Annotated in this window: 14 protein-coding genes; 13 read left to right on the top strand and 1 reads right to left on the bottom strand. The window is 68.2% G+C overall.

Annotation, left to right across the window (positions count from 1 at the left end):
• The first annotated feature begins 9 nt into the window (after positions 1–9).
• From IPF36_RS10195 to IPF36_RS10135, 13 genes are all read left to right on the top strand, one after another.
• Positions 10–882, top strand: coding sequence for an alpha/beta fold hydrolase (locus IPF36_RS10195; RefSeq protein WP_195427914.1), 873 nt, complete (start codon positions 10–12; stop codon positions 880–882).
• A gap of 257 nt (positions 883–1,139) precedes the next feature.
• Positions 1,140–1,460, top strand: coding sequence for a recombinase-like helix-turn-helix domain-containing protein (locus IPF36_RS10190; RefSeq protein WP_133094901.1), 321 nt, complete (start codon positions 1,140–1,142; stop codon positions 1,458–1,460).
• Between the two features lie 34 nt (positions 1,461–1,494).
• Positions 1,495–2,565, top strand: a complete 1,071-nt coding sequence (locus tag IPF36_RS10185; RefSeq protein ID WP_133094902.1) for an aromatic ring-hydroxylating dioxygenase subunit alpha — start codon at positions 1,495–1,497, stop codon at positions 2,563–2,565.
• Positions 2,558–3,331, top strand: coding sequence for an SDR family oxidoreductase (locus IPF36_RS10180; RefSeq protein WP_195427913.1), 774 nt, complete (start codon positions 2,558–2,560; stop codon positions 3,329–3,331). Before IPF36_RS10185 ends, IPF36_RS10180 begins: the two co-directional genes overlap by 8 nt.
• A gap of 35 nt (positions 3,332–3,366) precedes the next feature.
• Complete coding sequence (locus IPF36_RS10175; protein WP_133094904.1) at positions 3,367–3,903, top strand: cupin domain-containing protein; 537 nt, start codon at positions 3,367–3,369, stop codon at positions 3,901–3,903.
• 31 nt (positions 3,904–3,934) lie between these two features.
• On the top strand, positions 3,935–4,786 hold the full coding sequence (locus IPF36_RS10170; protein WP_133094905.1) for an IclR family transcriptional regulator: 852 nt from the start codon (positions 3,935–3,937) through the stop codon (positions 4,784–4,786).
• Positions 4,787–4,791: 5 nt separating this feature from the next.
• On the top strand, positions 4,792–5,595 hold the full coding sequence (locus IPF36_RS10165; RefSeq protein WP_135703653.1) for an SDR family oxidoreductase: 804 nt from the start codon (positions 4,792–4,794) through the stop codon (positions 5,593–5,595).
• Complete coding sequence (locus IPF36_RS10160; protein ID WP_195427912.1) at positions 5,588–7,297, top strand: thiamine pyrophosphate-binding protein; 1,710 nt, start codon at positions 5,588–5,590, stop codon at positions 7,295–7,297. The genes IPF36_RS10165 and IPF36_RS10160 overlap by 8 nt, the downstream gene beginning before the upstream one ends.
• Before the next feature lie 13 nt (positions 7,298–7,310).
• The gene (locus tag IPF36_RS10155; protein WP_135703655.1) at positions 7,311–8,111 is read left to right on the top strand and encodes an aspartate dehydrogenase; all 801 of its coding nucleotides are present in this window, start codon (positions 7,311–7,313) and stop codon (positions 8,109–8,111) included.
• Between the two features lie 39 nt (positions 8,112–8,150).
• Positions 8,151–9,629: an aldehyde dehydrogenase gene (locus tag IPF36_RS10150; RefSeq protein WP_135703656.1), complete on the top strand. Its 1,479-nt coding sequence runs from the start codon at positions 8,151–8,153 to the stop codon at positions 9,627–9,629.
• 23 nt (positions 9,630–9,652) lie between these two features.
• Positions 9,653–10,627 (top strand): VOC family protein, encoded by a 975-nt coding sequence (locus tag IPF36_RS10145; RefSeq protein WP_135703657.1) that lies wholly within the window; start codon positions 9,653–9,655, stop codon positions 10,625–10,627.
• Positions 10,628–10,657: 30 nt separating this feature from the next.
• Positions 10,658–11,614, top strand: coding sequence for a PDR/VanB family oxidoreductase (locus IPF36_RS10140; protein ID WP_133094911.1), 957 nt, complete (start codon positions 10,658–10,660; stop codon positions 11,612–11,614).
• A 275-nt stretch (positions 11,615–11,889) separates the two neighbouring features.
• Positions 11,890–13,308, top strand: a complete 1,419-nt coding sequence (locus IPF36_RS10135) for an MFS transporter (RefSeq protein ID WP_135704011.1) — start codon at positions 11,890–11,892, stop codon at positions 13,306–13,308.
• A gap of 88 nt (positions 13,309–13,396) precedes the next feature.
• On the opposite strand, the gene IPF36_RS10130 is transcribed toward IPF36_RS10135, so the two are convergent.
• Positions 13,397–13,912 carry a MarR family winged helix-turn-helix transcriptional regulator gene (locus tag IPF36_RS10130; RefSeq protein WP_133094912.1) on the bottom strand — a complete coding sequence of 172 codons (516 nt, stop codon included), beginning with the start codon at positions 13,910–13,912 and terminating at the stop codon, positions 13,397–13,399.
• Positions 13,913–14,113 lie beyond the last annotated feature (201 nt).

Raw genomic sequence — 14,113 nt, 5'->3', positions numbered from 1 at the left:
GTTTCATATATGGAACAAAATAACCCCCCCCTTCGTACGCAGCCGGACCGGCAGCTACTGGAGGCCCTGAACAGCGGGTTTGCGGAACGCGTGGTGACGGTCGACGGCGGCGCGCAGGTGGCCTACCGCAGCGGCGGGACCGGCGGGCCGGCCGTCGTGCTGCTGCATGGCATCAGCTCCGGCGCGGCCTCGTGGCTGCCGTGCGCCAGCCTGCTGTCGGCGCAGGCGCGCGTGATCGCCTGGGACGCGCCGGGCTACGGCAATTCGACGCCGCTGGCGCCGGAGCGCCCGCTGGCATCGGACTACGCGGAGCGGCTCGACGGCTTGCTGCAGGGGCTGGGAATTGCGCCGGCGCTGATCGTCGGCCATTCGCTGGGCGCGCTGATGGCCGCGGCCTATGTCGCCAACGCGAGGAACCTGCCGGCGCGGCTGCTGCTGCTGAGCGTGGCCCAGGGCTACGGCGGGGCGGGCAAGGAGGCGCAGGCCCGGCAGGTGGCACAGCAGCGGCTGGCGGCACTGGACACACTCGGCGTGGAAGGGCTGGCGCAACGCGGACCGGCGCGGCTGCTGAGCGAACTGGCCGATGCCGGCGCGCAGGCATGGGTGCAGTGGAACATGCAGCGGCTCAACCCGGACGGCTACCGCCAGGCCGTGGCGATGCTGTGCGGCGACGATATCGACCGTTACCTGTCGCGCCGGCCGGCGTCACTGCCCACGCGCATCGCCTGCGGCAGCCACGACGTGGTGACCACGCCGCTGGCCTGCGGCACGCTGGCCGAACGCTTTGACCTGCCGATTGCGCTGATCCCCGACGCCGGCCATGCCTGCTATATCGAGCAGGCCGCCGCTACGGCGCGCCTGATCCGCTCGGCGCTGCCCTAACTGCCCCAAGGCAACGCCTTACCCTTTCCGGCGCCGCCAACTGCGCGGCACCACTCAGCTGGCGCGCCTGTCATGCGCCGACTGCGCCGCCTGGCCCCGGCTTCGCGGGTTTACCCCAGTCAATTTTTACGGTTGTGTTGTCTATAGTCGTACCTGTGTTCAATATCTAAACCAGTGTTTCATTAGTAAAACACGACGGGCGCAAAAGCAGGTCGCGCCCGGGCGGCGTCGGAACACGGTCCCCCAAGCTGCAAGACATGGAGCAAAGCGCAATGGAAAGCCTCTCGTACAACCCGAACCTGGTGCCCTGGGAGCGTCCGGCGCCGAACAACGTCGCAGGCAAGGGCCATATCGAACAACCCGGCAAGGTTGCCAACATTGTCTGGCAGACCCGCGCCACCGCGCCGAGCGCCTACGAGAACGCGCTGGGCGACGCGCTTGAGGCCGCCTTCGAAGGCGGCGCGCAGAACCCGCAGGACATCGTGCGCGCGTTCAACGCCGCCGGCTTCCTGGGCGTCGACGGCCAGCCATGGACCGAAGAGCGCTTCCTCTCCGAAATGCGCCGCCTGGGCGCCTGAACCACGCCAGAACCGCGTCCCTAGCGAGAACAAGATGGAATCGAACAAGCAAGCCCGCGCCGAAGCCCGCCTGAACACCGGCCTGCGCAACTACTGGTACCCGGTCGCCGCCTCGTGGGCGGTGAGCCATGCCCCGATCGGCATCACCCGCCTGAGCCAGAACATCGTGCTGTGGCGCGACGGCGCCGGCCAGGTCCACGCGCTGGAAGACCGCTGCCCGCATCGCGGCGCGCGCCTGTCGATGGGCTGGAACCTGGGCGACCGCGTCGCCTGCTGGTACCACGGCGTGGAAGTCGGCGGCGACGGCCAGGTCAAGAGCGTGCCGGCGGTGGAAAGCTGCCCGCTGGAAGGCCGCACCTGCGTGCGCAGCTACCCGGTGCAGGAAAAGGCCGGCGCGATCTTCCTGTGGTTCGGCGACCAGGCCCCGCAGGGCGAAGGCAGCCCCGACGAGCTGCGCCTGCCGGAAGAACTGGTCAGCGAAGAACACAGCAACTTCCTGTGCGTGGCGCACTGGGACTGCAATTACCGCTACGCCATCGACAACGTGATGGACCCGATGCACGGCGCCTACCTGCACGCGGTGTCGCACTCGATGGCATCCGGCGAGAAGTCCGCCGTGATGCAGATCCGCGAGACCGAGCACGGCCTGGTGTTCGAGAAGACCGGCCAGCGCGGCGTCAACTTCGACTGGGTGGAGTTCGGCGAGACCGGCACGCTGTGGCTGCGCCTGGCGATCCCGTACCGCGCCAAGGTCGGCCCCGGCGGCCCGTTCGGCATCGTCGGCATGGCCACGCCGGTGGATGAAGACCACTGCATGGTGTTCTTCTGGCGCACCCGCCACGTGCAGGGCTGGGAGCGCGACGTGTGGCGCTTCCTTTATCGCAACCGCCTGGAGCAGCTGCACTGGGACGTGCTGGAGCAGGACCGCGTGGTGCTGGAAATGATGGCCCCCAACGCACGCGACCACGAGATGCTGTACCAGCACGACGCCGGCATCACGCGCGTGCGCCGTCTGCTGAAGCGCCGCGCCGACCAGGAAATCGCCGACGAGCCGGTGGCGATGCTCAAGCCCACGCAAGCCGCCGGAGCCGCCAGCCATGCCTGAGGCCATCACCAACAACGCTCTGCTGGCCGGCCGCAAGGTGCTGGTCACCGGCGCCGCACGCGGCCTCGGGCTGGCCTTCGCGAAGTCGCTGGCGGAAGCCGGCGCCAGCGTGGCCATGGCCGACATCCTGGCCGAACGCCTGCAGCAGGAAGCCGACGCGCTGCGCGCCCGCGGCCTGAAGGTGGTGCCGGTCCTGCTGGACCTGTCGGACCCCGCCTCGGTGCAGGCTTGCGCCGATGCCGCGGTGAAGGCACTGGGCGGCCTCGACGGGCTGGTCAACAACGCCGCCGTGACCGACTCGGGCGGCCGCGATGCCAGCGCCATCGACATCGCCACCTGGGACCGCGTGATGAATGTCAACGTGCGCGGCACCTGGCTGATGACCGCTGCCTGCCTGCCGGCGCTGCGCGCCAGCGGCCGTGGCGCGGTGGTCAACCTGGCCTCGGACACGCCGCTGTGGGGCGCGCCCAACCTGCTCGCCTATGTGGCCAGCAAGAGCGCCATCATCGGCATGACCCGTTCGCTGGCGCGCGAGCTGGGCCGCGACCAGATCACTGTCAACGCGGTGGCCCCGGGCCTGACGCTGGTGGAAGCCACCGAGTACGTGCCCCAGCACCGGCACGACCTGTACCGCGAGCAACGCGCGATCTCGCGCGAGCAGCTGCCCGACGATGTCTGCGGCGCGGTGCTGTTCGCACTGTCCGACCTTGCCCGTTTCGTGACCGGCCAGACGCTGGCGGTCAACGGCGGCTTTGTCATGCATTGATCCGAAATCCACTGAAGAAAACCGAAGGAATCCAAATGAGCGATCTTTCCCAACAGCAAAACATCAAGCGTTCCTGGGACCAGCCGGACGGCGCCTCGTTCGACCAGTGGATGGAAAGCCGCGTGGCGCGCTTCTCCACGCGCAAGTACGACTGGGACGCGCTGAAGTTCCAGGCCGACTACGACCCCAAGTACCGCCGCGCGCAGATGCGCTACCTGGGCACCGGCGGCACCGGCGTGGCCGCGGACACCAACACCGTGCCGTCGGAGCACTTCACCTTCTCCACCATGATCATCCCGGCCGGCCATGAAGGCCCGTCGCATATCCACACCGACGTGGAAGAGGTGTTCTTCGTCCTGCGCGGCAAGATCAAGCTGATCCTGGAAAAGGATGGCGAGCGCTTCGAGACCGTCCTGACCGACCGCGACCTGGTCTCGGTGCCGCCGGGCGTGTATCGCGAGGAAATCAATATCGGCGAGGAAGACGCGCTGATGTGCGTGATGCTCGGCGCCAAGAAGCCGGTCACGCCGACCTACCCGCCCGAGCACCCGCTCGCGAAGATCAAGCGCTGATGCGCCATCGGCCTGTCCGCACGCACTGACCATGAGCACCAACGCCATCCCGACGACGCCAGCCGCCAACGAAACCCCGGACAAGTACATCGTCCCGGGCCTGGAGCGCGGGCTGCGCCTGCTCGGCGAGTTCAGCAGCAAGGACCGCACCATGTCGGCCGCCGAACTGGCGCGTCGCCTGAAGGTGCCGCGCTCCACCGTGTTCCGCCTGCTGGCCACGCTGGAAATGCTGGGTTTTGTCGAGCGCGCCGATGGCGGCCGCGATTTCCGGCTGGGCATGGCGGTGCTGCGGCTGGGGTTCGAGTACCTGGCGTCGCTGGAGCTGACCGAACTGGGCCGCCCGCTGCTGGAGCGGCTGCGCGACGAGATCGGCTATCCGACCAACCTGGTGGTGCGCGACGGGCGTTCGATCGTCTACGTGGCCAAGGCGGTGTCGCCGCGGCCCTTCGCCAGCTCGGTCAACGTCGGCACGCGGCTGCCCGCGCATGCCACGGTGCTGGGCCGGGTGCTGCTGGAAGACCTGCCGCTGGCGGAACTGCACGCGCTGTATCCGGAGGCGCAGCTGGAAGTGTTCTCCGACAGCACGCCGCGCACGGTCGATGCGCTCTTTGCCATCGTCCAGCGCGACCGCGAGCGTGGCTACGTGCTGCAGGAAGGCTTTTTCGAATCGAGCATCTCGACCATTGCCGCGCCGGTGCGCGACCGCACCGGCAAGGTGGTGGCGGCGCTGGGCGCCACCATCCCCGCTGCGCATATCGATCCGGAACAGCTGGACGCGATGGTGGAGAAGGTGAGGAGCACAGCGGGCGAGCTGTCGCGCCTGCTTGACTACCGGCTGTCGCTGCACAGCGCCGGCAAGGTCGTGAATCTGTATCGGGAGTGAGGACAATGTCCATGATTGAACTCGGCGGCAAGGTTGCCGTCGTTACCGGCGGGTCCTCCGGCATCGGGCTGGCGACCGTCGAACTGCTGCTCGAAGCGGGCGCCGCCGTCGCCATGTGCGGCCGCGACGAAGCCCGCCTGCGCAGCGCCGAAGCGCAGTTGCGCGAGAAATTCCCCGGGTGCCGGCTCCATGCCGCCACCTGCGACGTGCTCAAGCCGGAACAGGTCGCCGCCTTCGCGGCCGACGTGCAGCAGAAGCTCGGCAATGTCGACATGCTGGTCAACAACGCCGGCCAGGGCCGCGTGTCCACCTTCGCCAATACCGAAGACGCGGCCTGGATGGACGAACTGCAGCTCAAGTTCTTCTCGGTGATCCACCCGACGCGCGCCTTCCTGCCGCAGCTGGAGAAGTCGGGCCAGGGCGCGATCGTCTGCGTCAACTCGCTGCTGGCGCAACAGCCCGAGCCGCACATGGTGGCGACCTCCGCCGCGCGCGCCGGCGTGCTGAACCTGGTGCGCTCGATGGCCACCGAATTCGCGCCCAAGGGTGTCCGCGTCAACGGCATCCTGATCGGGCTGGTCGAATCGGGCCAGTGGCGCCGCCGCTTCGAGGCGCGTCCTGAAGCAGACCGCCACCTGGACTGGGCCGCGTGGACCGCGCGCCTGGCCCAGCAGAAACATATTCCCCTTGGCCGCCTGGGCCTGCCCGTCGAGGCAGCCCGCGCCATCCTGTTCCTTGCCTCGCCGTTGTCTTCGTACACCACGGGCAGCCATATCGATATCTCCGGAGGACACTCCCGTCATGCCTAATCAACACCAGTACGAACAACAGCAGGTCACCGTCGGCTGCGCCATCACGGCGTTTCTCGAGCAGTGCGGGGTCAAGGCCGCGTTCGGCGTGATCTCGATCCACAACATGCCGATCCTCGACGCCATGGGCGAGCGCGGCCACATCCGCTTCGTGCCGGCACGCGGCGAAGCGGGCGGCACCAACATGGCCGACGCCTACGCCCGCACCACCGGCGGCCTGGGCGTGTGCCTGACCAGCACCGGCACCGCCGCGGGCAATGCCGCCGGCGCCATGGTCGAAGCGCTGACCGCCGGCACGCCGATGCTGCATATCACCGGCCAGATCGAGACGCCGTACCTGGACCAGAGCCTGGCCTACATCCACGAAGCGCCGGACCAGCTCACCATGCTGAAGGCCGTGTCGAAGGCCGCCTTCCGCATCCGCAGCGCCGACACCGCGATCAGCACCATCAAGCTGGCGGTGCAGACCGCGCTGACGGCGCCGACCGGCCCGGTCAGCGTGGAGATCCCCATCGACATACAGGCCGCGCTGATCGACCTGCCGGCCGACCTGCAGCCGCTGCCGGTGCCTAAGCATGTGCCGTCGGCGCACGCGCTGGACGCGCTGGCCGAGCGCCTGGTGAATGCCAAACGCCCGCTGCTGTGGCTGGGCGGCGGTGCCCGCCACGCCAGCAAGCAGGTGCAGCGCCTGCTGGACCTGGGCTTCGGCGTGGTCACCAGCACGCAAGGCCGCGGCATCGTGGCGGAAGACGATCCGCGCTCGCTGGGCGCCTACAACCTGCACAAGCCGGTCGAGGCCTTTTACCAGACCTGCGACGCGATGCTGGTGGTGGGCTCGCGCCTGCGCGGCAATGAAACGCTGAAGTACGAACTGAAGCTGCCGCGCCCGCTGCTGCGCATCGACGCCGATCCCGCCGCCGAAGGCCGCTGCTACCAGAGCGATTACTTTGTCAGCGGCGATGCCGCGCTGGCGCTGGACGCGCTCGCGGATCGGCTCGAAAAGCGCATGAAGGTCGATCCGGCCTTCGCCGCCGACCTGCGCCGCGCGCATGACGTCGCCGTCAACGGCCTGGTCGATGGCCTGGGCCCGTACTCGGCACTGGTGCAGGCGCTGCAAGGCGCAGTCGGCCGCAACTTCAACTGGGTGCGCGACGTGACCGTGTCGAACAGCACCTGGGGCAATCGCGAACTGCGCATCTTCGACTCGCGCGCCGGCGTGCATGCGCTGGGCGGCGGCATTGGCCAGGGCCTGGCCATGGGCATCGGCGCCGCGATCGGCGCGGCGGCCACCGCGTCGGGCAAGAAGACCTTCACGCTGGCCGGCGACGGCGGCTTCATCCTGAACCTGGGTGAGCTGGCGACTGCCGTGCAGGAACGTGCCGACATGGTCATCGTGCTGATGAACGACAAGGGCTACGGCGTGATCAAGAACATCCAGGACGCGCAGTACGGCGGCCGCCGCCACTACGTCGACCTGCATACGCCCGACTACGCCGCGCTGGCCAGGTCGCTGTCGCTGCGCCATGCGCGCGTCAGCAGCCTGGCCGAAGTCGGCGCCGCGCTGGAGCAGGCCACGGTGGAGCCCGGCCCGTTCCTGCTGGAAATCGACATGCTGTCGATCGGCAGCTTCAAGACCGTGTTTGCCGGCCCGCCGGTGAACAAGGAAACCCCGGCTTCGGAACAGGCCACCGTCAGCGCCTGAGGAGAGCAGAAAAATGCTGCATGTGTCCATGATTGGGTGCGGTGCGATCGGCCGGGGCGTGCTTGAGCTGCTCAAGAGCGATCCCGACGTCGCCTTCGACGTGGTGATCGTGCCCGAGAGCGCGATGGACGAGGCCCGCGGCGCGCTGTCCGCGCTGGCGCCCAGCGCCCGCGTGGCCACGCACCTTGACGACCAGCGCCCCGACCTGCTGGTCGAGTGCGCCGGCCACCATGCGCTGGAAGAGCACATCGTGCCGGCGCTGGAGCGCGGCATCCCGTGCATGGTGGTGTCGGTGGGCGCGCTGTCCGAGCCCGGCATGGCCGAGCGGCTGGAAGCGGCGGCACGCCGTGGCGGCACGCAGGTGCAGCTGCTGTCCGGTGCCATCGGCGCCATCGACGCGCTGGCCGCGGCGCGCGTCGGCGGGCTGGATGAAGTGATCTACACCGGCCGCAAGCCGGCGCGCGCCTGGGCTGGCACCCCGGCCGAGAAGCTGTTCGACCTGGATGCGCTGACCGAGGCGACGGTGATCTTCGAAGGCACGGCGCGCGACGCCGCGCGCCTGTACCCGAAGAACGCCAACGTCGCCGCCACGGTGTCGCTGGCCGGCCTCGGGCTGGATCGCACTGCGGTGAAGCTGCTGGCCGATCCGCATGCGGTGGAGAACGTGCATCACGTGGAAGCGCGCGGGGCGTTTGGCGGGTTCGAGCTGACGATGCGGGGCAAGCCGCTGGCGGCGAATCCGAAGACGTCGGCGCTGACGGTGTTCAGCGTGGTGCGGGCGCTGGGCAACCGCGCGCATGCGGTATCGATCTAGTTCCGGCAGCCACGCCCCACAGACTTAGCAGGCAACGACATGAACCCACAAGAAGTCCTCCCCATCTGCATCGCCGGCGAATGGCGCCTCGGCACGGGCGACCGCTACGGCACGCGCTATCCAGCGACCGGCGAGGTCGTCGCAGAACTGAATGCCGCCAGCCCGGCTGACGTGGAAGAAGCCGTGCAGGGCGCGCACCATGCCTTCCTTACCAGCGGCTGGGCCCAGCGCAAGCCGCACGAGCGTGCCGCTGTGCTGTACCGCGTGGCCGAACTGATCCGCGCACAAGCCGAGCCGCTGGCACAACGGCAGCGCCTGGACAACGGCAAGCCCATCAGCGAAACGCGCGCCCTGGTCGCCAGCGCAGCCGGCACCTTCCAGTTCTTTGCCGCCGCCTGCGAAACGCTGGAAGAAACCATCACGCCGCAGCGCGGCGACTGCCTGACCATGAGCGTCTACGAGCCGATGGGCGTGGTCGCGGCGATCACGCCGTGGAACTCGCCGATCGCCAGCGAGGCGCAGAAGATGGCCCCCGCGCTCGCCGCCGGCAATGCCGTGGTGGTCAAGCCGGCCGAAGTCACGCCGCTGATGGCACTGGAACTGGCGCGCATTTGCGAAGAAGCCGGCGTGCCCAAGGGCCTGATCAGCGTGCTGCCGGGCAAGGGCTCGGTGATCGGTGATGCCATCACCAAGCATCCGCTGGTGCGGCGCGTGTCGTTCACCGGCGGCACTACCACCGGCAAGCACATCGCGCATATCGCCGCCGACAAGATGATGCCGGTGTCGCTGGAGCTGGGCGGCAAGTCGCCGACCATGGTGTTCGACGACGCGGACCTCGACCACGCGGTCAACGGCGTGCTGTACGGCATTTTCAGCTCGTCGGGCGAGTCGTGCATCGCCGGCTCGCGCCTGTTCGTCGCGCGTTCGCAGTATGAGCCGTTCATCGACCGCCTGGCGGCCGCCGCTTCGCACCTGCGCGTTGGCGACCCCGCCGATGAACGTACCCAGATGGGCCCCCTGATCACCGACCGCCACCGCGACAGCATCGAATCGTACGTCGCGACCGGCGTGCACGAAGGCGGCCAGCTGCGCACCGGCGGCGTGCGTCCCGACGTGGCCGGCCTGCCCAACGGCTACTTCTACACGCCCACCATCATCGAAGGCCTGGATAACAACGCCCGCATCTGCCAGGAAGAGATTTTCGGGCCGGTGCTGGTGGCGATCCCGTTCGACGACGAGGACGACCTGATCGGACAGGCCAACGACAGCGTCTACGCGCTGGCCGCCGGCATCTGGACGCGCGACTACAAGCGCGCCTGGCGCGTGGCCCGTGCGGTGCAGGCGGGCAATGTGTGGATCAACACCTACAAGCAGTTCTCGATCTCGACGCCGTTCGGCGGCTGGCGCGACAGCGGCCTGGGCCGCGAGAAGGGACGGCTGGGCATCCTGCAGTACATGGAGCAGAAAAGCGTGTACTGGGGCCTGAACGAACAACCGCTGCCGTGGGCCAGCCACTGAGCCCGGCAGGCAGGAGAGAAGCAATGATCAAGGTATTGGGAATCGACGAGATCGTCTACGGCGCGGATGACTTTGACGCCTGCCGTGGCTTTTTCTCGGACTGGGGCCTGGCCATCAAGCGCGATGACGCGCAGGGCCTGGACTTCGAAACGCTGAACGGCTGCCGCGTGCTGGTGCGCCGCATCGACGATGCTTCGCTGCCGCCCGCGATCGAGGCCGGCCCGACGCTGCGCGAAGTGGTGTGGGGCGTCGAGTCGCAGGCATCGCTCGACCATCTGGCTGACGCGATCGCCGATGCGCCGGGCTTCGTGAAGCAAGGCGAAGGCGCCACGCTGCGCATCGGCTGCACCGACCCGAACGGCCTGGCGGTGCGCTTCCAGGTCACGCGCAAGCATGACGTGCAGGTCGAATGCGCGCTGATGAATACGTGGAACGACAAGCCGCGCCTGAACCAGCGCAGCCCGATCTACGACCACGCCACGCCGATCGAAGTCGGCCACGTGGTGTTCTTCGTGAAGGACGTCAAGGCCACCGAGCAGTTCTATGTGGAGAAGTTCGGCTTCGTGCCGTCGGACCGCTACCCGGACCGCGGCGCGTTCCTGCGCTGCACCGCGGATGGCGGCCACCACGACCTGTTCCTGCTACAGCTGCCGGAACCGAAGAGCGGCCTGAACCACGTCGCCTTCACCGTGCGCGACATCCATGAAGTCTTCGGCGGCGGCATGCATGTCTCGCGCAAGGGCTGGGACACGCAGCTCGGCCCGGGCCGGCATCCGATTTCCTCGGCCTACTTCTGGTACTTCAAGAACCCGGCCGGCGGCCTGATCGAATACTACGCCGATGAAGACCAGCTCGACGAGCACTGGGAGCCGCGCGCCTTCGAGCCGGGCCCGACCATGTTCGCCGAATGGGCGATCGAGGGCGGCATCGACGGCAACACCCGCCGCCAGAAGAACGCGGGCGGCCCGGCAGGCAAGTTCCTGACCGAGAAGCGGTAAGAGAGAGAAGCGCGACAGAAGGAAGCAGCAATGAGTGCCCACCAGTCCCTGACCCTGCGCGTCCAGGCCATGCGTTTTGAAGCGCGCGGCGTGGTCAGCATCGAACTCCAAGATCCCGAAGGCAAGACCCTGCCCGAGTACAGCCCGGGCGCCCATATCGACCTGCACCTGGGCAATGGCCTGGTGCGCAGCTACTCGCTGTGCGGCGCGCCGGAAGCGCGCAACCGCTACACCGTGGGCGTGCTGCTGGACCGCGGCAGCCGCGGTGGCTCGCGCTACGTGCATGAGCAGCTGCGCGTGGGTGCCACGCTGACGGTGGGTGCGCCGCGCAACAACTTCGAGCTGGACGAGAGCGCCGCGCATACCGTGCTGGTGGCCGGCGGCATCGGCGTCACGCCGATCGTCTGCATGGCGCGCCGGCTGGCGGAGCTGGGCAAGTCGTTCACGCTGATCTACTGCGCCCGTTCGCGCGCCGAGGCGGCATTCGTCGAACCGCTGTCGGCCTATGGCGATGCGGTGCGCTTCCACTTCGACGACGAAGCGGGCGCGCCGCCGGACCTGAAGGCGATGCTGGGCGGACAGGACGCGCAGACGCATTTCTATTGCTGCGGCCCGGGCCCGATGCTGAATGCGTTCGAGGCCGCATGCGAGGCGCATGCCTACCCCAATGTCCATATCGAGCGCTTTGCCGCCGACCCGTCGACCGAGGCGGTGCAGGAGGGCGAATACGTGGTGCAGCTGTCGCGCACCGGCTCGCTGGTCAAGGTGCCGTCGGGCAAGTCGCTGCTCGATGCGCTGCTCGATTCCGGCGTGGAGGTCGAGTACAGCTGCCGCGAAGGCGTGTGCGGCTCGTGCGAAACCGCCGTGCTGGAAGGCTGCCCGGACCACCGCGACAGCGTGCTGAGCAACAGCGAGCGCGCCAGCAACAAGACCATGATGGTATGCGTGTCCGGGTGCAAGGGCAGCAAGCTGGTGCTGGACTTGTAATTCGCGATTGCTCGTTCCGAGAGTGTTTTCGCCCCTCTCCCGCGCGCGGGAGAGGGGCGGGGGAGAGGGCCAGCGCTGGCCGCAGCCAGCGCGTTGCCAGGTCCCGATTTCCTCATCCAAGGCCGCCGGGCAAGCCGGGCGTATGCCGCCTGCAGCGCCTGCCCTCTCCCCAAACCCCTCTCCCGCAAGCGGGAGAGGGGAGCAACCCCCGAAGAATCAAACCGAGAAGTACCGTGTTCACACAGAGACAAGACGCAGCGTCCCCCGGCGCACCGGTGGCCGCCACCGCAGGTATCGTGACCACGGCCGACAGCGCCGGCCAAAGCGCTGCGGCTGCCCGCAGCGGCCCGGTCACGCGCGGCAACATCGTCGCCCGCATCGAACGCATGCCGGGCAACGCCATGCATATCCGCGCCCGGCTGCTGATCGGCCTGGCCACCTTCTTCGACGGCTTCGATGTCATCGCCATTGCCGCCACGCTGCCGCTGCTGATCGCGCAATGGTCGCTGACGCCGGCGCAGATCGGGGTCCTGATCGCCGCGCCGTCGGTCGGCCAGCTGGTCGGCGCGCTGCTGTTCCCGGGGCTGGCCGAGCGCTTCGGCCGGCTGCGCTCGATCGGCTGGAGCGCGGGCATCATCGGCCTGATGAGCATTGCCTGCGGCTTCGCGCCGTCGTTCGAGATCTTCCTGCTGCTGCGCATCGTGCAGGGCCTGGGCCTGGGCGGCGAGCTGCCGGTGGCCGCCACCTATATCAATGAAGTCACACGCGCGCATGGCCGCGGCCGCTTCGTGCTGCTGTACGAGGTGGTGTTCCCGATCGGCCTGATGGTGTCCAACGGCGTCGGCGCCTGGCTGGTGCCGCACTACGGCTGGGAGGTGATGTACTTCATCGGCGGCGTGCCGCTGGTGCTGTTCTTCATCCTGAAGCGCGTGATCCCGGAATCGCCGCGCTGGCTGGCCGAGAAGGGCCGCCTGGAAGAAGCCGACGCGGCGCTGCGTGCGTTCGAGGCACGCGCCAGGGGACCGCTGCCGCCGCCGCAGAATGCCAGCGCCTATGACCGCATGACCCAGCATCCGCGCCGGCGCGTGCGCGACCTGGTCAGCAAGGCCTACCTGGGCCGCACGATCGCGGTGTGGATGCTGTGGGCAACCTGCGGCTTTATCCAGTACGGCCTGTCGACCTGGCTGCCCACGGTCTACAAGACCGTCTACCACGCGCCGCTGCAGCTGGCGCTGAACCTGGCCGCGGGCGCCTCGGTGCTGGGCGTGGTCGGCTCGCTGGTGTGCGCGATGATCGTCGACAAGGTCGGCCGCAAGCCGGTGATCAACGTGTCGTTCCTGCTGTGCGCGCTGTCGCTGGTGCTGGCCGGCGTGTTCCACGCCGCGTCGGTGTATGTGGTGGCGACCTTCTGCGCGCTGGCGATGGGCTTTTTGGCCAGCGGCTTTATCACCGCCTATGTCTATACGCCCGAGCTGTACCCGACCAGCGTGCGCGCGATGGGCTGCGGCCTGGGCGGCGCCTGGCTGAAACTGGCCGCGATCTTCGCGCCGACGCTGATCGCCGGCACCATCGGCAACGGCACCCTCAACGTGGCGTTCTTCGCGCTGGCCGTGGTGCCCGCGCTGGCAGCCGTCACCGTTCACTTCTTCGGCATCGAGACCAAGGGGCAGGTGCTGGAGGAACTGGAGGTCTGAACGGGCGCGTGCTTGTCCCGTTTATCTTTGAAGGCCGCGCCGGGATCCGGGGCGGCCTTTTTCTTTTGCTGTGCGACCTGGCGCTGCGCTATCCCTGCGCCCGCAGCAGCTTGCGCAGCCCCTGATAAACCGCCTCCCTTTCCTGCGGCGACAGCATCCGGATCACTTCTGCCTGGCCCTTGCGTGCCAGCGGCATCACCTGGTCGTGCAGCGTCGAGCCGGCCTCGGTGATGGCGCAGATCAGCTTCTTGCGCGGCGTGTTGCCGGCCGAAGTCAGGCGTACCAGCCCGCGGTCTTCCAGCAGCCGCAGCGTGCGGCTGACCAGCGCCTTGTCCGAGGTCGATTGCGTGACCAGCTCGGAGAAGGGCAGTTCTTTCGCATGCGCCAGCAGCGCCAGGATGCGCCACTCCGGCACGGTCAGGCCGAACTGCTCGGCGTAGGGCTTGGTGACGGTGCTGCGCAGCGCGGTCACCAGCTGGCTCAGCATGGTGGTCAGGAAATTGTCGACAGTCAGGCCGTTGCCGGCCTCGTCGAGATCGGTCCAGGGGCTGGCGGTCAGTTCTGGCGCGGGCTGGCCCTGGGCGGGCGCGGCGTCACGGGGCATGCGGTCCTCTTGTCTGGGGTCTGCCGGCAGGTTGGTCGGGGCCGGTGGGCGGGCCAGATTGTCTCACAGGCCGCAGCGAGTCCGGTGCCAATGTCTCGTCATTACCACCAGAAAAAATCAATGAGCGAATATAAAAAGTCAATTGGTGTTTTCAGTAAGTTGAGTTGTCAATATTTGCCACCTACAGTAGTCACGTTCCTG

Origin of the sequence: Cupriavidus sp. IK-TO18, assembly GCF_015549295.1 — a bacterium.
GTDB classification, from domain to species: Bacteria; Pseudomonadota; Gammaproteobacteria; order Burkholderiales; family Burkholderiaceae; genus Cupriavidus; species Cupriavidus oxalaticus_A.
The sequence above is the reverse complement of the archived record's forward strand: the minus strand, read 5'-3'. Positions and strand labels throughout refer to the sequence as shown.